The sequence below is a fragment of the Geodermatophilus sp. SYSU D00703 genome (assembly GCF_054050155.1).
Genome location: NZ_JBJGYU010000045.1, coordinates 14,170 through 37,243, shown reverse-complemented (window position 1 = coordinate 37,243; position 23,074 = coordinate 14,170). Strand labels below are relative to the sequence as shown.

Here is a 23,074-nt window from a genome sequence, read left to right as displayed (position 1 = left end):
ACGTCAGCCAGATCCTGCTCCGCTCCATGGCCCCGGCCGGCGCGCCCGGCACCGGATCCGGCCCGGACGTCGGCACCCGGGCCGACGACGTGGCCGGCACCGGCTCGGCGGCCACGGAGCACGGCGCCCAGAACTAGTACTGCCGCCGGCAGCTTCCTGACCCGAACAGGTGTCAGGACCTGCCGGTTCGCACGCACTTCATCACCCGACACGGCGACGAGAGGACCGGCGATGCGGCTCGGCTATCACTCCATCACCTGGGGCGGCGTCATCGGTGCCCCGCAGGGCGTCACCAGCGTCAAGGACCTCTACTACCTCTCCAACGGCCCGCTCGACGTCGCTGTTCGGGACATCGCGGCCGCAGGGTACGAGGGCCTCGAGGTGTTCGACGGCAACCTGGCGGCCTACGCCGACAGACCCGGTGTCCTGCGCGACCAGCTCGACGCGGTCGGCGTCGAGCTGATCAGCGTGTACACGGGTGCGAACTTCATCTACGGCGACGCACTGCCCGACGAGATGCACCGCATCCGGATGGCGTGCGAGCTGGCCTCGTCCTTCGGCGCCTCGCGCCTGGTCGTCGGCGGTGGGGCGCGGCGAGCCAGCGGTACGACCGAGGACGACTACGACCGCCTCGGCAACGCGCTCGACGCCGTCGCCGAACTCGCCGCCGAGCACGGACTGGAGTCGACCTACCACCCGCATCTGGGCACGATCGTGGAGAGCCCCGATGAGCTCGAGCGGCTGATGGAGCGAAGCCACATCGGCTTCTGCCCGGACACTGCTCACCTGGCGGCAGGTGGCGGGGATCCTGCGGCGCTGATCCGCCGGCACGCCGACCGACTCGCGCACGTGCACCTCAAGGACATCGCCCTTGAGGACGGACGGTTCCTCCCCCTGGGCGCCGGCGACCTGGACCTGACCGACATCGTCCGGGCCGTGCTGGAGACCGGCTACGACAGCTGGCTAGTGGTCGAGCTCGATGCCTACGACGGCGATCCGCGCGAGGCCGCGGACGTCAGCCGCGACCACCTGCAGGGCATCCTCCGCGCCCTTGCCTGACGCCCTCCGGGGCGGTGGACGTCGTCCGGGTCTCACCCGCACCGAGGAAGTCCACACACCGAGGTGCACACACACGCACATCCGCTGCGTCGCAGCGGCTGATCGAGAGGAGTCATGACATGGGAAAGCTGGACGGCAAGGTCGCCGTTATCACTGGTGGCGGACGGGGTCAGGGACGGTCACACGCCGTCCGGCTGGCCTCCGAGGGTGCGGACGTCGTCATCTGCGACATCACCGAGCAGGTCGGGTCCGTCCCGTTCTCGACCGGTCGGCCCGGCGACATGGAAGAGACGGTCGCGGAGGTCGAGAAGCAGGACCGGCGGTGCGTCGCGGTGCAGGCCGACGTCCGGAGCACGGCTGACATGCAGCGGCTCGCCGAGACCGCGATGGCGGAGTTCGGCCGCATCGACTTTCTGCTCGCGAACGCCGGGATCCTCAGCCTGTCGGACACCACGTGGGACCTCACGGACGAGCAGTGGGACGACATGATCGACATCAACCTAACCGGCGTGTTCAAAACCTGTCGGGCGGTCGTGCCGCACATCCGCGCCGGTGGCAACGGCGGTTCGATCATCATCACGTCGTCCATCGCCGGGCTCCGCGGCGTTGCAGGTTGCACGCATTACACAGCGGCGAAGCACGGCATCGTGGGCCTCATGCGGACGTTGGCCCGCGAGCTCGCACCCGAGATGATCCGGGTCAACACGCTGCACCCGACCGGCGTCGACTCCCCGATGTCCAACAACGACTACTTCCCCCGCTGGCTGGAGGAGCACGAGGATCTCGGCAACGCCATGCGGTTCAACCTCATGCCGGTCGACGCGATGCCGATGGCCGACGTCTCGGCGGTCGTGGCGTTCCTCTGCTCTGACGATGCCAAGTGGATCACCGGCACGACCGTCCCGGTGGATGCAGGATTCATGCTGAAGTGACGCGAGCGCACTCTCGCGCCAAGGTGTCCCGGACTTGCCGGGCTACCGCCGATGAAGGTCTTGCCCCCGAGAACCGCTGCTCAGGGCGACACGACCGCCCTCCGACATCCGGCCGCGATGAGTAGCGCTAAGGCACGCGGAAGGCACGACGTCCGCCCAACTTGGCGTTGGTCAGCGGAGATGAGACTCAGCGTCCCAAGCCTTCCAAGCTGGCCATGCGGGTTCGATTCCCGTCACCCGCTCCATGCACTCTCACAGGTCAACCGGCCTGTCAGGCCTTCAGGAGGAGGTCTGGAGGGCGCCTCCGGACGCCCCGTTGAGGCCCCTGGAGACCTCTGTTTTCCGCTGCGTGGGTCATGAATGGGTCACGCCGCCAAGCCACATGCAGCCTGGTGACGACGGGACTGCCCCCAGTTCGGTTGACTCCTTGCCTGTGAGGCCCCGGCCTCGCTGGAAGGATCGGCATCGTGCCCAAGCCGTTCCCGGCGGAGTTCCGTCGTGACGTCATCGCCGTGGCCCGCAAGGGCGAGGCGTCGATCGCTCAGGTGGCCCGAGACTTCGGGGTCTCGGAGTCCTGCCTGCAGCACTGGCTGAAGATCGCCGACCGAGAGGACGGGCTGGCTCCGCCCGCCTCCGGTGATCGTGGCGGCGGGTCGAAGCAGGAGTCGGCGGAGCTGCGCGAGCTGCGCCGGCGCAACAAGCTGCTGGATGAGGAGAACGAGATCCTGCGGCGGACGACGGCCTACTTCGCCCGCGATGTCCTCCCGAAATGATCTACCCGCTGGTCCGTGGACTCGCCGCCGAGAAGATCCCCGTCGCGGTGACCTGCCGGGTGCTGGGCAACTCCCGAGCGGGCCGACTACGCCTGGTGCCCGCAGCAGGTGAGCCAGCGTGACTGGGACGACGCGCACCTGATCAACGCCGCCTACGACATCCACCGCGAAGACCCGGCCTTCGGCTATCGGTTCATCGCCGACGAACTCCGCGAGCGGGGCATCACCGCTGGTGAGAACCGGGTCGCGCGGCTGTGCTCGCAGCAGCGGATCTGGTCGGTGTTCGCCAAGAACCCCGGGCTGAACCGCAAGGCCGGCCCGCCGGTGCACGACGACCTGGTCGACCGCCAGTTCACCGCCGAGGCTCCCGATCTGCTGTGGCTGACCGACATCACCGAACACTGGACCGCCGAGGGCAAGCTCTACCTCTGCGCGATCAAGGACGTCTACTCCGGCCGGATCGTCGGCTACTCGATCGACTCGCGCATGAAGGCCTCGCTGGCGGTGACGGCGCTGCGCAACGCCATGGCCCGGCGGGACCCGGCCGGCACCGTGGTGCACTCCGACCGCGGCAGTCAGTTCCGCTCGACCGCCTTCGTCCGCGCCCTGACCCACACCGGCCTGGTCGGCTCGATGGGCCGAGTCGGGGCCTGCGGGGACAACGCCGCAATGGAGTCCTTCTTCGCCCTGCTGCAGAAGAACGTGCTCGACCGGCAGCGCTGGGCGACTCGCGACGAGCTCCGGCTGGCGATCATCACCTGGATCGAGCGCACGTATCACCGGCGCCGGCGGCAACGCCGACTCGGCCGGCTCACCCCGGTCGAGTACGAAACACTCACCCACGCCGCAGCAGCGGCCCAACCCCCACCGAAACGAGTCAACCGGACTGGGGGCAGTCCCCTCTCCTGGACGTTGGCGCCCGCGGCTGGCCCGCCTTGGTGGAGCGGCTCTGAACGGGATGGAGACGCCACGCCCGCACCGGAAGGATTGATGTGGGGCCGTCGGTGGTACCGAGAGGATCAGCGACGGGTCATCTTCTCGCTTCGGAGTGGAGGCGTCGCAACATGGCTCTAGACCGTCGCGCGGCGCCGGAGCGTCGTGCGACGCCGCGGGCCGCTGGTTCACAGCGCAGCCCCGCTCGTCCCACGCGGACCGCCAACTCGTCGCGGACCGGCACGGACGCAACCACGCGGCCGGCCGCCAGTGCTGCTCGGGCTCGGCAGATCCGCCCTGACGCCGAGCGCAGTGGGGACGCTCGCGCGGTCACCGAACGACATGCCGACACCGGCCCCCGCGTGGCGCAGCCACCCGCCGAGCGCCGACGGCGCCCGGCGAGCGCCGAGGATCATCAGACCGGTGACACGCCGAAGGCGAGCCGCGAGGCCCGGGCATCCGGCCGACCGGCTCCGACCCACAGGGCTGGCCGCGCTGACGGCCGCACGCTGAGCTCCGGCCGGCCTCAGCCTCGATCCCACCCCGCCGCCCGCACGGGCACAGCTCGGCGGTCTCGCGATGTCGGCGCGATCCTCTCCGCGGGGCTGCGCCGTGCCCGTGCCGCGCTGCGCGGGCTCGGCGCTCATCTGGATCGGGCGGTCCGACGGCTGGTCCGTCGGTTGTCATCGCAGGTCACCGCGGCATTGCCCGACCTCGCCGGCCGCGGCGGCGGGACACAGCGAGCCGCGTGGGCCGCCCTGCACGCTGTCCTGGTCGGCCGCAACCCGGTAGTCGCGGCGATCAAGGCCTGGTTCGCCGCGCTCAGCACGCCGATGAAGATCCTGGTGATCGCGGGGCTGGTGCTGCTCGCTCTGCTTGCGCCGCTGCTGCTGTTGCTCCTGCTGCTGGCCCTCGCTGTCGCCGCCGTGGTGATCGCCGTTCGGGCGCCGGCCACCGTCTGAGCCCTGGCTGGCGAATCCGCCTCGCCCGCGGACCCGGCGGCTTCTCCTGACGGCCCGAGGCGACGTCTCCTTCGGGCTGTGCCCCCCCGCCGTCCTCGGCCTGCGCGGACATTTCCGGCCGATGCCACTTGCCGGGGCATTCCGCCAGACCGGGCGATGCCGGCCGTCGAGGGGCCAGTCGAGGTGTCAGGGCAGCACCGCCGCACCTGGTTCGTCAGGTGCGCCACCGTCACGGCCGCGATCGAGCAGTCTTTCCTGCCGTTGACCCGGTCCGCCGGGTTCGCTGGCCGACCATTGTCCCCAAGCGGCCCACTCGGGGACACCTCCCGCAGGGACGACTCGGCGCGAGAACTCACCACTGAGTGGCGCTCGGGTTCTCCCATTGACGGTAGGGCTGTTGCCGGACACCCACCTCTTCCCAGCCGTCGACGTCCCGCTGGTAGTACACCCAGAAGTCCTCGTGGCCGTTCACGGTGAGACTGGCCTCGGCGCGGTTGGCTGTAGTCGCGCGGCCACCCCAGTACTGGGCCAGGAATGCGGTCATCCGTTCCCGGGCCGGGCCCAGCCCGGCCTGGTACATGCCGCACAGCACCGGGTCGGAGGCGACGCCGTCGTGGAACCGGTCGACGAGCCGGACGAAGGTGTCCCGCCCGCCGACCGCCTCGTAGAACGAGGGACCGTCGGTCACTTCTCGATCGGGGCGCCGACCAGCGAGCCGTACTCGACCCAGGAGCCGTCGTAGTTCTGCACCCGCGGCTGGTCGAGCAGCTCGTGCAGCACGAACCAGGTGTGCGCGCTGCGCTCGCCGATGCGGCAGTAGACGATGGTGTCCCGCTCGCCGGAGAGGTCGACGCCGGCATCGGCGTAGAGGGCGCGCAGCTCCTCGTCGGAGCGGAAGGTGCCGTCCTCGGCGGCGGCCTTCGACCAGGGCACGTTGACCGCGGTCGGCACGCGCCCGGGCTTCTGCGGCTGCTCCTGCGGGAACTGCGCGGGGGCGAGGATCTGGCCGGAGAACTCCTGCGGGGAGCGGACGTCGACGATGTTCCTGCTGCCGATGGCGGCGATGACCTCGTCGCGGAACGCGCGGAGCGTCGGGTCGGCGGCGCGGGCCTCGTAGCAGGTCGCCGGGCGCTTGACCTCCTCGGTGCTCAGCGGGCGGCCGTCGAGCTCCCAGCGCTTGCGGCCACCGTCGAGCAGGCGGACGTCGCGGTGGCCGTAGACCTTGAAGTACCAGTAGGCGTGGGCGGCGAACCAGTTGTTGTCGCCGCCGTAGAGGACGACCGTGTCCTCGGGCGCGACGCCCTTGTCCGACAGCAGGGCTCGAAGCCGGCCCGGTCGATGGAGTCCCGGCGCAGCGGGTCCTGCAGGTCGGCGCGCCAGTCCAGGGCGATGGCCCCGGGGATGTGGCTGGTGTAGTAGACGTCGCTGTCCTCGTCGACCTCGATGACGACCACGCCGGCGACCGCCAGGTGCTTCTCCAGCCAGTCGCCGTCGACCAGCACGTCAGCTCGGGCCATGGACCTCTCCTCTGTCGGGGGGTGGGAGGACCGACCGTGGGCATGGCGGCAGCCGGCGTCCCACGGCCGAGAGGTGGTGCAGTCCGGGGCCGGCGCTGGTCCGGGCGCCGGCCTGCGTCGGTCAGTGGCCCTGGCGATCGCGGTAGCGGGCGGCGCGCTTGGCGTTGGCGGCCCGGCGGCGCTCGCTGTCCCGCAGGTCCCGCTGGTGAGCGGCCTGCTCGCGGACGGCGCCGGCGGTGCCGGCCGGGTAGCCGGCCTTCACGACCCGGTTCTCGGTGGTCTCGGGCATGTAGGCCAGCGAGTAGATGAGCCCGAGGAAGATGCCGCCGCCGGCGACCGCCGCGCGCAGCCCCAGCGGTGCGGGCAGGAAGATCACGATCAGCGCGATCGGGATCGACATCTGCACCAGCATGCGGGCGATGTGCCGCAGGCCCCATGTGCGGGTCGTGGTGTCGTGCAGCACCCAGCCGCGATGGCGCGCCGGCAGGCCGCCGCCGACGGCGTACCAGAGCCACCGGTGCGGGGCCGGACGGACGACGGGCTCGGCCGGCGGGCCCGGCTCCGCGGTGGGGGTGCTCATGGCGGCTGGACGCTCCTGCTCGATGACGGGCACACCTCCATCGTGCACCAGAACGGTAAGCCTGCAAAGGGTTGGGGTACCAACTGTTAGCGATCCAACAACTGCAGGGACGGTCTTGCGGAGGTCAGGCCACCGTGGCCGCGGGCGGCTCCACCGGGTCCTCGGTGGCCGGCGTGTTCAGCGCCTGCTGAGCGGCGGCTATCACCTCGGTCAGCACGCCGTGCAGCTCCATCAGCTTCTCCACCGGCAGGCCGAGGCGCTCGACGATGCCGGCGGGGATCTGCTCGGCCTGCTCGCGCAGTGCCTTGCCCTTCTCGGTCAGCGCCAGCGCCAGGTTGCGCTGGTCTCTCGGATCGCGCTCCCGGCGCAGCAGGCCGGCCGCCTCCAGTCGCTTGAGCAGCGGGGAGAGGGTCCCGGGGTCCAGTTGCAGCAGGCCGGAGAGGTCCTTGACCGACAGCGGGCCGTGCTGCCACAGGGCCAGCATCACCAGGTACTGCGGGTGGGTCAGGCCGAGGGGCTCGAGCACGGGGCGGTAGACGGCGATCACGTTGCGGGCGGCCACCGCCAGGGCGAAGCAGACCTGCCGGTCCAGGGCCAGCAGGTCCTCGGAGGCGGGCGGCGACTGGGGTCTCTGGCTGGTCGTCACCGTTCCAGCCTAGTCCCGTGGTGCACCAAGCGTTGGTTCGCCAACCCTCACTCCCATCCCACGCACTGTTGCCCGGTCGGGCCGCCGCCGACAGCATCGGCGGCCCGCCGTCCGTCGGGGTCGACAGGAGGGCACCGGCCATGACCCTGGAGCTGCAGCCGGTCGACCTGACGGTCGTCGACACCACCACCGCCGAGTGGGTCGGCTTCCCCATCCCGGAGCTCGGCGTCGACCTCGAGCTCATCCCGCTCGTCGACGACCCGGACACCGGCATGCAGGTCGTGAAGGTGGTCTACCGCGCCGGCTCCACCAACGTCTGGCACACCCACCCCTGCGCCCACGGCATGTACGTCCTCGAGGGCACGCTCGAGACCCACCAGGGCAGCTACGGTCCCGGCAGCTTCGTGTGTTCCCCGAAGGCGGGGTCATGGAGCACGGCGCCACCGACGACGCCGACTGCGTCTTCTTGTTCATCACCAACAAGCCCTTCGGGATCCACCACCCCGGCAAGAGCTCCACCGCAGGCAGCACGTCGGACGGAAGGACAGGGGATGGGTGGCCCTCGCGCACGCCGATCCCCGCCCCGCCGCGATCACCCGACGGCGTCCCACAGGCCGCCTTCAGCGCGACCTCCCCGAGCGAGGCGGTAGCAGACCACCTGCCGCGGTGGGTCACGCGTGGGTCACGAGCCAGCGTCGGAGGCCACAGCGAGCCGCTGAGCAGCACAAACAGGCCGACGGATCCCGCGGTCCAAGCCGGCCGTGCGGGTTCGATTCCCGTCACCCGCTCCACGCGCAGGCGACCGAGCCGCGACTCGCCCGTGCCCCCACCGGCACCGCGAAGCGCTCGGCGGCGGTGTACGAGGCCGGTCACGTCACCGGTGGAACGGTCACGTCGGCGAACCACAGGTACGGGAGCCCCTGGTTGCTCGCCGCGAGGAGCTGCAGCCCCGAGGAGGCCGTGAGCGCGTCGACGGACTCCTCCTCGTCAGGCAGACAGCGGAAGACGACGTTGGCCGCGCCCCAGTCCCGCAACCACTCGCGGAGACTGCTGAGCACGTCAGCGGCCGTGGGCCGGACTGCCCTGTCGTCGATCAACCAGAAGGTCACCACGGCGGTCCGAGCAGGGTCGAGCCCTCCGGTCCTCACGCGGGTCTGCGTCTGCTCCAGGTGCACGGACAACCGGCGCAGGTACACACAGCCCACTTCGCGAGAGCCGTCGGCGCTCAGGATCGCGTAGGCGAACGCCTCCCCGGTCGCGTGTTCCCTCTCGTGGATCTCGATGAGCTCACGATCGTGCTCGCGGGTGAACCCCTGCACCGGCCAACGACCGGCGCTGTGGGCGGTGATGGCCCTCGGGCTGGAGCGGTACGCGACGAAGTCGAGATCGAGGATCCGACGCGTGAGGGGGACGATCACGACGCCGCCGGACGCGCGGTCCGGTGCACCGGGCGCACCTAAGAAGTCACTGTCGACCGGGGGCGCACGCCATCCGCGCGAGGCTGCGGGTCGCGGTCTCGCCACCACGGCCTCCGCTCGTCGTCGGGATCCGGTCAGCCCCGGTCGGTCACCTGGTAGGGCCCGCCGGACTCGACGGGGGTCGTCCACCCGCCGACCTCGCGACCGTCGTCGAGGTGTCCTGAGTGCAGCCTGGTGCCGTCGAGGCGGGACCACGCCCAGTACCCGTGCGGCCGGCCGTCGACGACGGGGCCGCGGGCGCGGGGTGGACCGTCCCGGTGGAGCTCCTCGTGGCAGCCCTCGCTGACTAGGGCACGGAGCACGACTCCCCAGGGCCGCTCGGCGGCGTCAGGCCGGCTCGGTGGGCAGCCCCAGCCGGCGGAACAGGTCGTTGTCGAGGTCGAGGAAGCTCGAGATGTGCGCGATCCGGCCCGCGCGCACCTCGAGCACGTGCAGAGCCCACGGCTCGTGACCACCCCCCGCGACCGGGCGGTACTGGGCGAACGCCGGCGCGCCGTTGGCCCACGTCGGCAGGATCCGCGAGCCGCGGCAGGCCGAGCCCGGCCCGAGCATCCAGGTGCCGATGTCCTCCGGCCCCCGCAGCCACATCTCGAACGGGGGCATGTGCTGGGTCGCGTCCTCGTGCAGGAGGGCGACAAAGGCGTCGATGTCGTAGCGCTCGAAGGCGTCGACGTAGCGGTCGAGCAGGTCGCGCTCGTCGTCGTCCAGCGGCTGGGGGTCGGTCTCGCCACCGACGGCGGCCAGCGTGGCCCGCGCGCGCTGCAGCGCGCTGTTCACCGAGGCGACCGTGGTGTCGAGCAGCTCGGCGACCTCGTCGGCCTTCCAGCGCAGCACCTCGCGCAGCAGCAGGACGGCGCGCTGCCGCGGCGGCAGGTGCTGCAGGGCGGCGACGAAGGCCAGCCGGATCGACTCCCGCTGCACCGCCTGCTCGGCGGGGTCGGCGTCCTCGGCGACCACCTGGCGGTCGAGCACCGGCTCCACCCACGCCGTGGTCGGTCGCCGTGCGGCCAGGGACGCCTCCACCGGCTGCCAGGGGGAACCCGAGAGGTCCATGGGCAGGGCGCGGCGCTGACGGCCCGAGAGCTGGTCGAGGCAGACGTTGGTGGCGATCCGGTAGAGCCAGGACCGCAGTGCCGAGCGCCCCTCGAAGTCGGCCAGTCCGCGCCAGGCCCGGACCATCGTCTCCTGCACGGCGTCGTCGGCGTCGAACGCCGAGCCCAGCATGCGGTAGCAGTAGCCGGTCAGCTCCCGCCGGTGCTCCAGCAGGCGGGGATCGAGCTCTTCGACGACAGTCACGACTCCTCCTCGCTGGCGCTCGTCATCGCCGTGCCAGGCAGTGCTGCGCCTCCCGGTGACCTCGCAAGCTCGGTCACATGACCTCCTCGACTCGACGGCCGCGACAGCAGACCACAGGCCACCGACGGAACGGGAGAGGTCGGGCGCTACTGGTAGCTGATCAGCTGAGGTCGGGGGCTGACCTGGGCGATCGTCTGCTCGGGGCTGAGCATCGGGGCGTCCTCGTCGTAGAAGTTCTTCCAACCCCAGTGCACGGCGTCCGGGTCGGTCTGCCGCAGCGTCTGCCAGGTCGCCTGCTTGTCCCCCTGGGCGCCCTGGCCGTCGGCGTGCACCATCACCGCGAGCTCGTCTCGGGAGGTGTCCAGCCGCTCGCGCTCGGGGACCATCCGCACCTGGAACTGGTGCAGCACCAGCAGCTTCTGCGGCAGCGCGTTCTCGCGGGTGAGGTCGGCCAGCCAGGTCACCACCCGGTTCACCTCGTCGATCGACACCGACCCGATCTGGGTCAGGTGCACCTGCCCCGGCGCCAGCCGCCACTCCGGGTCCAGCGCCAGCCCCACGTACGGCAGCTCCAGCAGCGACCGGTACTGCTCGGCCTGGGTGACGAAGTCGGTGCGGCCGGGCTGCAGGTCGATGACGACGTACAGCCCGGCCTCCCCCGCCGCCTCCACCCACGGCCGCAGCTGCTCGACGTCGGTCTCGGTCGAGTAGTTGCCGTCGGGGCCGGCGAACTCCGAGGCCACCGTCGCGATGACCTCGAACGCCGGGACGACGGTGGCATCGGGCACCAGCTCCTCGTACGGCGCCGCGTGCCGGCGGGCCCGCTCGACCGAGGCCGCGGCGTCCTGCTCCCCCAGCACGCCCAGCGCACCGCTGCCCGGGTGCCCGTAGAGCGCGACGAGGAAGTGCTCCGGGAACAGCAGCTGTCCGCCGCCGGGCAGCTGGGTCCCGGTGGCGGCCGTGTCGACCTTCCAGTCCAGGCCCTCCTCGGCGGCGAACGCCCCACCCAGAGCCACGACCGTGTCCGGCGCCGACTCGGCCAGCGACTCCACAACGTCGGCGGACCGCGGATCGGTCGCGCCGCCGGTGAGCTCCACCCGCGCCCCGGCGGCCCGCGCGGTGGCGATCCCGGCCAGGGACTCCGGGCTGCCGGTGGCCAGCACCAGGGTCCCGTCGAGCGGCGCGGCGCGCTCGACCGCGGGGAGGACCGCCGGGTCACCGTCCGCTGCCGGGTCGCCGTCCGCTGCCGGGTCACCGTCCGCGGACGCCGCGTCCCCCGACGGCTGCAGGGCGACCGGCTCCTCCGGGTCCAGCTCCGCGACCGCCTCGGCCGCCGCGCCGGCGTCCACCTCGCGGACCTCGGCGAGGTCCAGCCCCGTGACCTCGGCGACCGACTCCGGCGCGGCCGGCACGGGAACGACGTCGAGGCCCTCGCCGAGGTCGCCGGCCTCGCCCACCGCCAGCACCGTCGTGGCGCCCAGGCGGTCCAGCTCGTCGGGGAGCGGGTCGACCGCGGCGCCGCCTCCCGGCTGCAGGAGCAGGGGGACGCCGAGGCCCGCGGCGGCCGAGGCGCCCAGCAGCGTGCCGGTGGTGTCGCCGTCGCGGGCCACCACAGCGACCTCGGCGGTGTCGAACAGGGCGCGGCTGGCCGACACGGCCGAGGCGACCGGGTCCTCGTCGGCGACCAGGGTGAGCCGGGCGTCCGGGGCCGACGTCCCCACGGAGAGCGGCTCGCCGGCCTCGCTGCCGGCGTCCTCCGTGAACGAGCTGCAGCCGCCGGCGAGCAGCGCTGTCGCCACGACGATCGGCACCGACCTGGAGCGCACGGTCCCTCCCCCGCCGGGCGTGCGGTCGCGCGGGGGCGCGACGACAGCGGCGCGCTCGGCTCCCGGGGACCCTAACGGGGGCGGGTGCTGGACACCGGCCCCGCCGCGCCACGAGCATCGGCGCTGACATGACCAGCGCACGCCTGTCGGGCCAGCCCGACACCCGATCGACCGGCTGGCGGGATGGGTCCGCGCGCCTCCCGCGGCCAGGCTCGACGGCATGACCACCGACACCGCCGTCCTGCCGACCGTGTCCCCGACCTCGAGCGCCCGCCCGTCCGGGTGGCTGCGCCAGCTCGGCGTCGACACCGGCTACTCGCTGCTCGCCTTCCCGCTGGCGATCGCCGCGTTCGTCCTCGTCGTGACCGGCCTGTCGGTCGGTGCGGGCCTGCTCGTCGTGTGGGTGGGGGTCGCCGTCCTGGCCGCGACCCTGGTGGCCGCCCGCGGGCTCGCCGTCGTGGAGCGCGCCTGGCTGCCCGGGGTGCTGGGCCGGCCGGTGCCCTCCCCGGCGTACCTGCGCGCCGGCGAGGGCGGCCCGGTGCGCCGGCTGACGACGCCGCTGCGCGACGCGCAGTGCTGGCTCGACGTGCTGCACGCCGTCCTGCGGCTCCCGTTCGCGATCCTGTCCTTCGTCGTCACGGTGACGTTCTGGTCCGGGGCGCTCGGCGGCCTGACCTACGGGCTGTGGGACTGGGCGCTGCCCGACGCCTCCGCCGACCCGGACAGCACCGACCTGCTCGAGCTGCTCGGGTTCGAGTCGTCGCCGTGGTCGCGGATCCTGCTGTACACCGCGATCGGGGTCGTCTTCGCCGTCCTGCTGCCGTTCGTCGTCCGCGCGACGGCGCTGCTGCAGGCGCAGCTGGGGCGGGCGCTGCTGACCTCGCGCGCGGCCGCCCAGGCGGAGATCGGCCGGCTGGCCCAGGGCCGCGACGCCGCCGTCGCCGCCGAGGCGGTGGCGCTGCGCCGGCTGGAGCGGGACATCCACGACGGGCCGCAGCAGCACCTGGTCCGCCTCGGCATGGACCTCTCCCGCGCCCAGCGGCAGCTCGACCGGGACCCGGCCGCGGCCCGCGCGACGCTCGGCGAGGCCGCCGTCCTGGCGAAGGAGGCGCTGGAGGAGCTGCGCGCCCTCTCCCGCGGCATCGCGCCGCCGGTGCTCGCCGACCGGGGCCTGGCCGCCGCGCTGGCCGCGATCGCCGCCCGCTCGCCGGTGCCGGTGGAGCTCGCCGTCGACCTGCCCGAGCAGCGGCTGGCCCCCGCGGTGGAGAACACCGCCTACTTCGTGGTCAGCGAGGCCCTGGCCAACGTGGCCAAACACAGCGGCGCGAGCACCGTCCAGGTCGTCGTCGTGGCGGCCGGGCCGGCGCTGCGGGTCACCGTCGAGGACGACGGCTCCGGGGGTGCGGTGCTCGCGCCGGGGCACGGCCTGGCCGGGCTGGCCGACCGCCTGCGCGCGGTGGACGGCGTCCTGGCGGTGGACAGCCCGCGCGGCGGGCCCACCCGGCTGGTCGCGGAGCTGCCGTGCGGGTCGTGATGGCCGACGACTCGGTGCTCCTCCGGGAGGGCCTGGTCCGCCTGCTCGAGGAGGAGGGCTGCGAGGTGGTCGCCGCCGTGGGCGACGGCCCCTCGCTCGTCCGGGCGGTGGCCGAGCACCGCCCGGACGTCGCCGTGGTCGACGTCCGGATGCCGCCCACGCACACCGACGAGGGGCTGCGGGCCGCGGTGGAGGCGCGCGCCACGGTAGCGGGGACGGCGGTGCTCGTGCTCTCGCAGTACGTCGAGGTGGCCTACGCCGACGAGCTGCTCGCCGACGGCCGCGGCGGGGTCGGCTACCTGCTCAAGGACCGGGTCACCGACCTCGACTCGTTCCTGGGCGCCCTGACCGACGTCGTGGCCGGGGGCACCGTGCTCGACCCCCAGGTGGTCGCCCAGCTGTTCGCCCGCCGCCGCTCCGACGACCCGGTGCGCCGGCTGACCGCTCGGGAGCGGGAGGTCCTCGGGCTGATCGCAGAGGGCTCCTCGAACGGCGCGATCGCCCGACGGCTGGTGGTGACCGAGGGCGCCGTCGAGAAGCACACCCAGCGGATCTTCGCCAAGCTCGGCCTCACCCAGGACGAGGACCAGCACCGCCGGGTGATGGCGACCCTGGCCTACCTGCGGGCTTGAGCGGCGTCGTAGGCGGCGCGCAGGCGGGCCGGCGCCCGCAGCCGCCAGGCCGCGGTGAGCAGCTCGGCGAGCTCCGCGGGGTCGGCCGCGGCCAGGTCGACGACGACCATCGTGGAGTTGCGGTAGTGGTGCGGCACCGAGAAGACGCCCGGCCGCTCGGCCGCCAGCGCGGTTCTCCCCCTCGGCGAGCCGGATCGCCACCCACGTCTCGTCCGGCGGCATCGACGCGAAGACCCTGTCCCGCACCCGCAGGCAGGCCATGTCCCAGGCCGGGCGCTCGGTGGTCTCGGGCAGGGCGAGGGCGACGGCGCGGACGTCGTCCGGGGTGGCGGCCACGGCGCATGGTGGCACCGGCCGGCGACAACTCGGTCGCTCCCTGTCGGCGGGGGCAGGTAGACAACCCGGGTGACCGATCTCGCCGACGCCCTCCGCCCCGCCACCGCCGAGGAGTGGCCCACGTTCAGCCGCGCGCTGTTCGACGTCTTCGCCGAGCCGGCGCCCAGCTCGTTCGTCGACGCCGTCCCCGCGCACGCCGAGCTGGACCGGTCCCTGGGGCTGTGGGACGGCGACCGGGTGGTCGCGACGGCGGGCATCTACAGCCGGGAGATGACCGTGCCCGGTGCGGTCGTGCCCACCGCCGGCGTGACCTGGGTGACCGTCTCCCCCACCCACCGGCGGCGCGGCGTGCTGACCGCGATCATGCGGCGCCAGCTCACCGAGCTGCACGAGCAGGGCCGGGAGCCGGTGGCCGCGCTGTGGGCGTCGGAGGGGTCGATCTACGGCCGGTTCGGCTACGCGCCGGCCACCTGGCGGGGCAACCTCTCCGGCGCGGTCGACCGGCTGCGGCTGCGGCCGGCTGCGGACGCCGGGGCCGGGCGGGTCGACCTGGTGACTGCCGAGCGGTACCGGACCGCGGCCGCAGGCCTGCACGACCGCGTGCGACGGCACGTCCCCGGCAACCTCGCGCGCGACGACCGCTGGTGGGACCGCGCGCTGCGCGACGAGCCCGACCAGCGGCACGGCGCCCCCGAGCGGCGGTACCTGCTGCACACCGACCCCGACGGCGCGGTCACCGGCTACGCGGCCTACCGGGTGAAGGGCGCCTGGACCGAGGACGGCGAGCCCGACGGCACCGTCACCGTCGAGGAGGTCCGCGCGGCGAGCACCCCGGCCTACGCGGCGCTCTGGCGCTTCCTGCTGTCCCTCGACCTGGTCCGCACGGTGAAGGCGCCGTCGCAGCCGGACGACGACCCGCTGCGGCACCTGCTCGTCGACCCGCGGGCCCTGCACGCCCGGCCGGCCGACGCGCTGTGGGTCCGCCTGGTCGACGTCGGCCGCGCGCTGGCCGCCCGGCGCTACCCCACGCCGATCAACCTGGTGTTCGAGGTCCGCGACCGCTTCTGCCCGTGGAACGACGGGCGCTGGGCGCTGACCGCCGGCCCCTCGGGCGGCTTCTGCGCGGAGACCGACAGCGACCCCGACCTGGTCGTGGACGTCGAGGCGCTGGCCGCCGCCTACCTGGGCGGGACCTCACTGGCCACGCTCCAGGCCGCCGGCCGGGTCACCGAGGTCAGCCCGGGTGCGGTCACGCTCGCGGCGACGGCGTTCCGCTGGCCGGTCAGCCCCTGGTGCCCCGACGAGTTCTAGACGGACCCCGTCCTCCTCACGCCTCGCAGGCTCGGCGCGAGCCTCGGGACGGGGCCGGCGGCGGTGCCCTGCAGCGGGGCCGGGCGGCGGGCTGCTCAGACCGGCTCCTCGCGGGTGGGCCGGCCGCCGGCGGGGCGGTGGCGGTTCTGCTCGTAGTCGGTCACCAGGCCGATGCGGCGGGCGTGCCGCTCGTCGCCGCTGAACGGCGTGGCGAGGAAGGTCAGCACCAGCTCGGTGGCCTCCTCGACGCTGTGCTGGCGCGCGCCGATGGACACCACGTTGGCGTCGTTGTGCTGGCGGGCGAGCTCCGCGGTCGAGGTGTTCCACACCAGCGCCGCGCGCACCCCCGGCACCTTGTTGGCCGCGATCTGCTCGCCGTTGCCGGAGCCGCCGATCACCACGCCGAGGCTGCCCGGCTCGGTCACGGTCCGCTCGCCGACCTCGAAGCAGTACGGCGGGTAGTCGTCCTGGGCGTCGTACTCGAACGCCCCGCAGTCGACCGGCTCGTACCCGGCGTCGGCGAGCGCCTTCTTCAGGTGCTCCTTGAACTCCAGCCCAGCGTGGTCGGTGCCGACGAAGACGCGCATGCCGGCGAGTCTGTCAGGCTGCCCGGGTGGCGGTGCTCGGGGTCGACGGCTGGCGGGGCCGGTGGGTGGGCGCGCGCCTCGACGGGCGGGACGTGCAGCTCACCGTGCTCCCCGACGCCGCCGCCGTCCTCGCCGTACCGGACGTCGAGGTGGTCGGCATCGACATGCCGATCGGCCTCTCGGACGACGGCGTGCGGGCCTGCGACGTCGCCGCCCGCGACGCGTTGCGCGGGCGCGGGGCGGCCGGCTCGGTCTTCCCCGCCCCGGTCCGCGCCGTCCTCCGCGCCCGGGACTACGCCGAGGCGCGGCGGCTCTCCGTCGAGGCGACCCGCGGTCGCTCGCTGTCGGCGCAGACCTTCCAGCTGGTCCGCTCGATCGCCGACCTCGACCGCGCGCTGGGCGAGCCCCCCACCGACTCCGTCGTCGAGGTGCACCCCGAGCTGGCGTTCCGCGAACTGGACGGCCGGGTGCGCGACCCCAAGTCGAGCGCGCGCGGCCAGGCGCAGCGGATCCGCGCCCTGGAGCCGGTCATGGACGTGCTGGACGCGCTCGCCGACGCCCCGGCCGGCGTCCCCGCCGTCGACGCGCTGGACGCCTGCGCCGCCGCGTGGTCGGCCCGGCGGATCGCGGACGGGGTCGCGAAGTGCGTGGGCGACGGGGCCCGCGACGCCCGGGGCCGGCCGATGCGGACCTGCTGGTGACGTTCGAGGAGATCGCCGACGGCGTCTTCGTCCGGCGGCACGACTCCCTGCACCTCAACTGCGGGCTGGTCGTCGGCGACGGCGCCTGCCTCGTCGTCGACACCCGCTCGGACCTCGGCGAGGCCACCGACCTGGCCGCCGCCGTCCGCCGGGTGACGCGGTCCCCGTGGACGGTGGTCAACACGCACGCGCACTACGACCACTGCTTCGGCAACGCCGCGTTCCGCCCGGCGACGGTCTGGGGGTCGCGCGGGTGCGCGGCTGCCGTCCGCGACACCGGCGAGGCGCAGCGCGCCGCACGGGTCGCCGAGCTGCTCGCCGCCGGGGACCCGGCCGCGGCCGAGCGGGTCCGGCAGGCACCGCTGGACCCGCCGGACGCGCTGGTGGACGACGTCGCGGTCCTCGACGTCGGCGGCCGCGAGGTGGTGCTGCGGTTCCTGGGCCGCGGGCACACCGACCACGACCTGGTGGTGGAGGTCGGGGACGGGGCCGTCTTCGCCGGGGACCTCGTGGAGGAGGGCGCGCCGCCGGCGTTCGAGGACGCCTTCCCCGCCGAGTGGCCGGCCACCCTCGGCCGGCTGCACCCGCTCGCCCGCGGGCCGGTCGTGCCCGGGCACGGGGCGGTGGTCGACGCGGCGTTCGTGGGCGCCCAGCGGGAGGAGCTGCTGGCGGTGCTGGCCGCCGTCCGCGCCCGCCGGCTCGACCGGGGACCCTACGACGCGGCCACCATGCGCACGGCCGCCGGCCGCATCACGTGAGCCGGCGGACGACGGGCAGCGGCAGCACCCGCAGCAGGGCCGCGACCGGCCGCCAGGGCCACTCGGGGACGTAGGCACGCACCGGCTCCCGCTCGATGGCCGCGGTGAGGGCGGCGACGCCGGTGTCTAGGCCGACGGTGAACGGCCCGCGCCGGCCGACGTTGATGTCCGTGGCGATGTACCCGGGCAGGACCGTGGTGACGCGGATGCCGGTGCCGAGCACGTCGGCGCGGATGCCCTCCGCGAGGGAGTTGAGCGCGGCCTTGCTCGCCCCGTACGCCGTCCGGGTGCCGTGCATGCCGCGGATCGAGGCGACCGAGGACACCAGCACGAGGTGACCGGCGCCCTGCGCGCGGAACAGCTCCACCGCGGCCTCGCACTGGGCGTGCGTGCCGAGCACGTTGGTGAAGAGGGTCGCCCGGTTGGCCCACGCCTTGCCGGTGCCGACGGAGGCGCCCTTGCCGATGCCGGCGTTGGCGATGAACCGGTCGATCCCGTCGAGCGCACCGGCCAGTTCCGGGACCACCTTCTCGACCGCCGTGGCGTCGTCGACGTCCAGCTCGGCGGTCACCACGCGGATGCCGGGGTGCGCCGCGAGCAGCTCGTCGCGCAGCGCCTCGAGCCGGTCGGTGCGCCGGGCGGCGAGGGCGAGGTCGCGGCCCATCGCGGCGAACCGGCGGGCCATGCCCTCGCCGAGGCCGGAGCTCGCGCCGGTGATCAGGATGCGCTGGCGGACGGGACGCGACACACGGTCAGCATGCCGCACCCCGTCCCCGCTGCCGGCCCCGTCCCGAGGCTCGCGCCGAGCCTGCGAGGCGTGAGGAGGACGGGGTCCTTCCTCAGCCGCGGCGGCCGAGCGCCAGGGTGTCGGCGGGCACCGAGTCCATGTCGGGGCCGGACAGGCGGGTCCGCTTGAGCTCCCAGAAGTCGGGCAGGTTGGCCAGCAGGACGGCGCCGTCGAAGGCCTTGCCGGCGTCCTCGCCGGTCGGCACCTTGCTGATCACCGGGCCGAAGAAGGCCACACCGTCGATGTGCATGACCGGCGTGCCGACGTCGTCACCGACCGGGTCCATGCCCTCGTGGTGGCTCTTCTCCAGGGCCTGGTCGTACTCGGTGGAGGTGGCCGCCTCGGCCAGCGACGCCGGCAGGCCGACCCGCTCCAGCGCCGGGGCGATCAGCTCGTCGAGCTCCACGCCCTCGTGGTGCCGCAGCGTGCCCATGGCGGTGTAGAGGTCGCCGAGGACCTCGTCGCCGTGCTGCTGGGCGGCGGCGATGGCGACCCGGACGGGGCCGATCGCCTTGGTCATCATCTCCTGGTACTCCGGCGGCAGGTCGCGGCCGCGGTTGAGCACGGCCAGCGACATGACGTGCCAGTGCAGGTCGATGTCGCGGACCTTGGCTGCCTCGAGCACCCAGCGGCTGGTCAGCCAGGCCCAGGGGCACAACGGGTCGAACCAGAAGTCCACGCGGGCCTTCACGGGGGCGCTCTGCACTGCCTCGGTCATGGGTCACTCCTCGCTGCGCGACGGCTGTTCCGCCCGTGACAATCCGGGCGGCGGGATGGTTGTTCCCTCAACCGGACGGTCTCCTCGCGCACCGGCGAGGAGCGTCGGTCGTCCGTGGGAAGCTGCCGTGCGTGGCCGTACCCAACCTGACCCGGAATGACGCCGCCCGCCGCGCCGAGCTGCTGGCGGTCGACAGCTACGACGTCCAGTTCGACCTGACCGACGGTGCCGGCCGCCCCGGCGAGGGGACCTTCGGGTCGACGACGACGGTGCGGTTCACCTGCCGCGAACCCGGGGCGGGCACCTTCATCGACTTGGTCGCCGAGACCGTCCGCTCGGCCACGCTCAACGGCACGCCGCTCGACGTGAGCACCTACACCGAGGAGGGCGGCCTGCCGCTGCCCGACCTGGCCGCGGACAACACCCTCGTCGTCGTCGCCGACTGCCGGTACTCCAACTCGGGCGAGGGCCTGCACCGGTTCGTCGACCCCGAGGACGGGCACGTCTACCTCTACACGCACTTCGAGCCGGCCGACGCCAAGCGCGTGTTCACCTGCTTCGACCAGCCCGACCTCAAGGCCACCTACACCGTCCACGTGACGGCGCCGTCCGGGTGGGAGGTCGTCTCGAACACCGGCGGCCGCACCGTCGAGGCCGGGCCCGGGGGCGCGCAGCTGGTGCACTTCGAGCCGACCAAGCGGCTGTCGACCTACCTGCTGGCGCTCATCGCGGGCCCGTACGCGAAGGTCACCGACTCGCACGAGGGCATCCCGCTGGGGCTGTACTGCCGCGCGTCGCTGGCCCGGCACCTCGACCCGGAGGAGCTGTTCCGGGTCACCAAGCAGGGCTTCGACTTCTACCACCGGGTGTTCGACTACCCGTACCCGTTCGACAAGTACGACCAGCTCTTCGTGCCCGAGTTCAACGCCGGGGCGATGGAGAACGCCGGCGCGGTCACCTTCCTCGAGGACTACGTCTTCCGCTCCAAGGCCACCCGCGCCCGCTACGAGCGGCGTGCCGAGACGGTGCTGCACGAGCTGGCCCACATGTGGTTCGGCGACCTCGTGACCATGCGCTGGTGGGACGACCTGTGGCTCAACGAGTCCTTCGCCACCTACATCTCCACCCTCTGCCAGGCCGAGGCGACCGAGTACGCGACCGCGTGGACGACGTTCGCCAACACCGAGAAGGCCTGGGCCTACGCGCAGGACCAGCTGCCCTCCACCCACCCGATCGCCGCCGACATGGTCGACGTCGCCGCGGTCGAGGTGAACTTCGACGGGATCACGTACGCCAAGGGCGCCTCGGTGCTCAAGCAGCTGGTCGCCTACGTCGGTCGGGACGAGTTCCTGGCCGGCGTCCGCCGCTACTTCCGCAAGCACGAGTACGGCAACACCACGCTGGCCGACCTGCTCGACCCGCTGTCGGAGGCCACCGGCCGCGACCTGTCGGCCTGGGCCGAGCAGTGGCTGCAGACCAGCCAGGTCAACACCCTGCAGCCGGTCCTCGAGCTCACCGACGACGGCCGCTACGCCCGCTTCGCCATCGAGCAGACCGCCGTGGCCGAGCACCCGGTGCTGCGCCGCCACCGGCTCGCCGTCGGCCTCTACGACCGCGGTCCCGACAGGCTGACCCGCACCACCCGCGTGGAGCTCGACGTCGACGGGGAGGTCACCGAGGTGCCCGACCTGGTCGGCCACCCGGCCGCGGACCTCGTCCTGGTCAACGACGACGACCTGACCTACGCCAAGCTGCGGCTCGACGAGCGCTCGCTGGCCACCCTCAGGGAGAGCATCGGCACCATCCCGGACTCCCTGGCCCGGGCGCTGTGCTGGTCGGCCGCGTGGGACATGACCCGCGACGCGGAGCTGCCGGCCCGCGACTGGGTCGCGCTGGTCCTCGCCGGGGTCGACGCCGAGACCGAGATCAGCGTCGTCCAGTCGCTGCTGGTCCGCGTGCAGAGCGCGCTGGCCAACTACGCCGACCCGCGCTGGGCCGAGACCGGCTGGCGTGCCCTGGCGGACAAGGCGCTGGCGGCGCTGCAGGCGGCCGAGCCGGGCAGCGACACCCAGCTGCAGTGGTCGCGCACGTTCGCGACCGCGGCGCGCACGGCGGAGCACGCCGCCGTCCTCCGCGGCCTGCTCGACGGCTCCCGCGTGGTCGAGGGGCTGCCGGTCGACGCTGACGCCCGGTGGGCGTTCCTGCACGGGCTGGTCGCCATCGGCGCCGCCGGGGACGCCGAGATCGAGGCGGAGGAGGCCCGCGACGCGACCGCGACCGGCCGGCGGCGGGCCGCGACCGCGCGGGCCCTGCGCCCGACGGCGGAGTCCAAGGAGGACACCTGGCGGCGGGCCTTCACCGACGACACCATCCCGAACGCGGTGCACGAGGCGATGCTGCAGGGCTTCTGGCACCCGGCCCAGCGGGAGCTGACCGCCGGTTACGTCGAGCGCTACTTCGCCGACATCCGCCCGCTGTGGGACCGCCGTCCCGGGGAGATCGCGAAGAACGCCGTGCAGTACCTGTTCCCGCCGGTGGTGGAGCTGCGCACCGTGCAGGCGGCCGACGCCTGGCTGGCCGGGGAGGACCACCCCGCGCCGCTGCGGCGGCTGGTCGCCGAGGGCCGGGACGGGATCGCCCGGTCGCTGCGGGCCCGCGAGCGGGACGCCGCCGAGGGGAGCTGAACCCCGGACGCGACGGGGCCCGGCCGGGACGAGCGTCCCGGCCGGGCCCCGATGCGTGGGACGGCGCTAGCGATCGGCCCCCTGCGGGGTCCCGCCGCGAGCGTGCGAGTGGCGGGGGCAGGGGCTCCTTCTTCAGTGGGGGCGCAGGCTCCGCGGGTGGCCGGCCTGGTCCGACAGCTGGCGCAGCCCGTTGACGATGCCGCCGACCAGGTCGCCGGAGGCGAAGGAGTTGGTCATCGACAGCACCGCCAGCGCGCACGCCCGGTCGGGCAGCCGGCGGGACGCCGCCGCACCGGCGACCACCTCGATCACCCGCTGCCCGGGCGAGATCGCCAGCAGCACCGACTCGGTCAGGTGGCCGCCGGAGTGCTCGAACAGCTCCTCGGCCCGCTGGCGGGTCTGGGCGCCGAGGTCACCGATGTAGAGCGTGAAGCGCAGCCCGGTCTCCCGGGAGGACATGGTCAGTGCGTCGTCCAGCCGGAGCAGCTCGCGGTAGCTGAAGATCGAGTCGAGCGGCTCGGCCTCCTCGGCGCGCGTCGGCGCGGTGCCGGCGGACGTCGCCGTGTCGTGCGACGTGGCTTCCAGCGCGCGGGTCATCGCAGGCCTCCGGAGGCGTTCACGGTGCGGGTCGTTCCGGTGCGGATCTGGGGGGTCATGCGCTCACCACGTCCCACGGGCGCCGCCGTAGGGGCGGGCCGAGGCGACGGCCGCCGGCGAGGGGACGTGCCCTCCGCCGCCGTGCCCGCCGGACGGCAGGGCCGCCCGGCCGTCGTGCTGCTCGGGGTACACCGACGAGCCCAGCGCGGTGGTGCCGTCGCCGGGGACGGCCGCCGGGCCGTGCCCGCTTCCCTGCGGGTGCGGCTCGTACCAGACCGGCTCGTGCTCCCACGGCTGACCCGGCTTGTAGCGGGGCCGGCGCCGCCGCGCGCCCGGGGCGAGCGTCAGCAGCGCGAGGAGGAGGACAACGGCCAGCGGGGCCACCACGTAGACGAGGATGGTCTCGGCGACGGTCACGCCCTCAACC

The 23,074-nt window shown here is 73.6% G+C and carries 24 protein-coding genes and 1 pseudogene; 11 read left to right on the top strand and 14 right to left on the bottom strand.

Annotated features, from left to right (window positions below; genetic code table 11):
• Window positions 1–231 precede the first annotated feature (231 nt).
• From ACI782_RS24305 to ACI782_RS24290, 4 genes and pseudogenes are all read left to right on the top strand, one after another.
• Entirely contained in the window at window positions 232–1,059 is an 828-nt protein-coding gene (locus tag ACI782_RS24305) for a sugar phosphate isomerase/epimerase family protein (RefSeq protein ID WP_456912684.1), read from the top strand.
• Window positions 1,060–1,178: 119 nt separating this feature from the next.
• Entirely contained in the window at window positions 1,179–1,991 is an 813-nt protein-coding gene (locus tag ACI782_RS24300; protein WP_456912683.1) for a mycofactocin-coupled SDR family oxidoreductase, read from the top strand.
• Between the two features lie 467 nt (window positions 1,992–2,458).
• Window positions 2,459–3,622: pseudogene (locus ACI782_RS24295) on the top strand (IS3 family transposase); the annotation flags it as partial.
• 755 nt (window positions 3,623–4,377) lie between these two features.
• A complete protein-coding gene (locus ACI782_RS24290; RefSeq protein WP_456912682.1) occupies window positions 4,378–4,659 on the top strand; it encodes a hypothetical protein in 282 nt (93 codons plus the stop codon).
• 352 nt (window positions 4,660–5,011) lie between these two features.
• Here the strand turns inward: ACI782_RS24290 and ACI782_RS24285 are convergent, their stop codons facing one another.
• From ACI782_RS24285 to ACI782_RS24270, 4 genes are all read right to left on the bottom strand, one after another.
• Entirely contained in the window at window positions 5,012–5,347 is a 336-nt protein-coding gene (locus ACI782_RS24285) for a globin domain-containing protein (RefSeq protein WP_456912681.1), read from the bottom strand.
• A complete protein-coding gene (locus ACI782_RS24280; protein ID WP_456912685.1) occupies window positions 5,344–5,973 on the bottom strand; it encodes a sulfurtransferase in 630 nt (209 codons plus the stop codon). The genes ACI782_RS24285 and ACI782_RS24280 overlap by 4 nt, the downstream gene beginning before the upstream one ends.
• A gap of 324 nt (window positions 5,974–6,297) precedes the next feature.
• Window positions 6,298–6,756: a DUF5313 family protein gene (locus ACI782_RS24275; protein ID WP_456912680.1), complete on the bottom strand. Its 459-nt coding sequence runs from the start codon at window positions 6,754–6,756 to the stop codon at window positions 6,298–6,300.
• Between the two features lie 124 nt (window positions 6,757–6,880).
• Entirely contained in the window at window positions 6,881–7,402 is a 522-nt protein-coding gene (locus ACI782_RS24270) for a MarR family winged helix-turn-helix transcriptional regulator (RefSeq protein WP_456912679.1), read from the bottom strand.
• Window positions 7,403–7,542: 140 nt separating this feature from the next.
• Here ACI782_RS24270 and ACI782_RS24265 point away from each other — a divergent pair, with 140 nt between their 5' ends.
• The gene (locus ACI782_RS24265) at window positions 7,543–8,052 is read left to right on the top strand and encodes a cupin domain-containing protein (RefSeq protein WP_456912678.1); all 510 of its coding nucleotides are present in this window, start codon (window positions 7,543–7,545) and stop codon (window positions 8,050–8,052) included.
• Between the two features lie 219 nt (window positions 8,053–8,271).
• Here the strand turns inward: ACI782_RS24265 and ACI782_RS24260 are convergent, their stop codons facing one another.
• From ACI782_RS24260 to ACI782_RS24245, 4 genes are all read right to left on the bottom strand, one after another.
• The gene (locus tag ACI782_RS24260; protein WP_456912677.1) at window positions 8,272–8,820 is read right to left on the bottom strand and encodes a hypothetical protein; all 549 of its coding nucleotides are present in this window, start codon (window positions 8,818–8,820) and stop codon (window positions 8,272–8,274) included.
• 134 nt (window positions 8,821–8,954) lie between these two features.
• Window positions 8,955–9,182, bottom strand: a complete 228-nt coding sequence (locus ACI782_RS24255) for a hypothetical protein (protein WP_456912676.1) — start codon at window positions 9,180–9,182, stop codon at window positions 8,955–8,957.
• A gap of 25 nt (window positions 9,183–9,207) precedes the next feature.
• Window positions 9,208–10,176, bottom strand: a complete 969-nt coding sequence (locus tag ACI782_RS24250) for a sigma-70 family RNA polymerase sigma factor (protein WP_456912675.1) — start codon at window positions 10,174–10,176, stop codon at window positions 9,208–9,210.
• A gap of 146 nt (window positions 10,177–10,322) precedes the next feature.
• Window positions 10,323–12,002 (bottom strand): hypothetical protein, encoded by a 1,680-nt coding sequence (locus ACI782_RS24245; protein WP_456912674.1) that lies wholly within the window; start codon window positions 12,000–12,002, stop codon window positions 10,323–10,325.
• Window positions 12,003–12,222: 220 nt separating this feature from the next.
• Between ACI782_RS24245 and ACI782_RS24240 the strand changes: the two genes are divergently transcribed.
• Together ACI782_RS24240 and ACI782_RS24235 are read left to right on the top strand one after the other, a co-directional pair.
• On the top strand, window positions 12,223–13,536 hold the full coding sequence (locus ACI782_RS24240) for a sensor histidine kinase (protein ID WP_456912673.1): 1,314 nt from the start codon (window positions 12,223–12,225) through the stop codon (window positions 13,534–13,536).
• Entirely contained in the window at window positions 13,524–14,168 is a 645-nt protein-coding gene (locus ACI782_RS24235; protein WP_456912672.1) for a response regulator, read from the top strand. Before ACI782_RS24240 ends, ACI782_RS24235 begins: the two co-directional genes overlap by 13 nt.
• Here ACI782_RS24235 and ACI782_RS24230 read toward each other — a convergent pair.
• Window positions 14,153–14,305, bottom strand: a complete 153-nt coding sequence (locus ACI782_RS24230) for a hypothetical protein (protein WP_456912671.1) — start codon at window positions 14,303–14,305, stop codon at window positions 14,153–14,155. The two genes, ACI782_RS24235 and ACI782_RS24230, sit on opposite strands and share 16 nt — an antisense overlap.
• Window positions 14,306–14,573: 268 nt before the next feature.
• On the opposite strand from ACI782_RS24230, the gene ACI782_RS24225 reads away from it, so the two are divergent.
• Entirely contained in the window at window positions 14,574–15,815 is a 1,242-nt protein-coding gene (locus ACI782_RS24225) for a GNAT family N-acetyltransferase (RefSeq protein ID WP_456912670.1), read from the top strand.
• Between the two features lie 95 nt (window positions 15,816–15,910).
• On the opposite strand, the gene ACI782_RS24220 is transcribed toward ACI782_RS24225, so the two are convergent.
• Window positions 15,911–16,402, bottom strand: a complete 492-nt coding sequence (locus ACI782_RS24220; protein WP_456912669.1) for a ribose-5-phosphate isomerase — start codon at window positions 16,400–16,402, stop codon at window positions 15,911–15,913.
• Between the two features lie 26 nt (window positions 16,403–16,428).
• Between ACI782_RS24220 and ACI782_RS24215 the strand changes: the two genes are divergently transcribed.
• A complete protein-coding gene (locus ACI782_RS24215; RefSeq protein ID WP_456912668.1) occupies window positions 16,429–17,103 on the top strand; it encodes a DUF429 domain-containing protein in 675 nt (224 codons plus the stop codon).
• The gene (locus ACI782_RS24210) at window positions 17,100–17,861 is read left to right on the top strand and encodes an MBL fold metallo-hydrolase (protein WP_456912666.1); all 762 of its coding nucleotides are present in this window, start codon (window positions 17,100–17,102) and stop codon (window positions 17,859–17,861) included. Before ACI782_RS24215 ends, ACI782_RS24210 begins: the two co-directional genes overlap by 4 nt.
• Here the strand turns inward: ACI782_RS24210 and ACI782_RS24205 are convergent.
• Together ACI782_RS24205 and ACI782_RS24200 are read right to left on the bottom strand one after the other, a co-directional pair.
• Window positions 17,854–18,609, bottom strand: a complete 756-nt coding sequence (locus ACI782_RS24205; RefSeq protein WP_456912665.1) for an SDR family oxidoreductase — start codon at window positions 18,607–18,609, stop codon at window positions 17,854–17,856. The genes ACI782_RS24210 and ACI782_RS24205 overlap by 8 nt on opposite strands.
• A 91-nt stretch (window positions 18,610–18,700) precedes the next feature.
• Window positions 18,701–19,366: a mycothiol-dependent nitroreductase Rv2466c family protein gene (locus ACI782_RS24200; protein WP_456912664.1), complete on the bottom strand. Its 666-nt coding sequence runs from the start codon at window positions 19,364–19,366 to the stop codon at window positions 18,701–18,703.
• Window positions 19,367–19,497: 131 nt separating this feature from the next.
• Here ACI782_RS24200 and pepN point away from each other — a divergent pair, with 131 nt between their 5' ends.
• Complete coding sequence (pepN, locus tag ACI782_RS24195) at window positions 19,498–22,050, top strand: aminopeptidase N (RefSeq protein ID WP_456912663.1); 2,553 nt, start codon at window positions 19,498–19,500, stop codon at window positions 22,048–22,050.
• A gap of 132 nt (window positions 22,051–22,182) precedes the next feature.
• On the opposite strand, the gene ACI782_RS24190 is transcribed toward pepN, so the two are convergent.
• Together ACI782_RS24190 and ctaJ are read right to left on the bottom strand one after the other, a co-directional pair.
• A complete protein-coding gene (locus tag ACI782_RS24190; protein WP_456912662.1) occupies window positions 22,183–22,647 on the bottom strand; it encodes a DUF5130 family protein in 465 nt (154 codons plus the stop codon).
• 63 nt (window positions 22,648–22,710) lie between these two features.
• The gene (ctaJ, locus tag ACI782_RS24185) at window positions 22,711–23,064 is read right to left on the bottom strand and encodes an aa3-type cytochrome oxidase subunit CtaJ (RefSeq protein ID WP_456912661.1); all 354 of its coding nucleotides are present in this window, start codon (window positions 23,062–23,064) and stop codon (window positions 22,711–22,713) included.
• Between the last annotated feature and the right edge of the window lie 10 nt (window positions 23,065–23,074).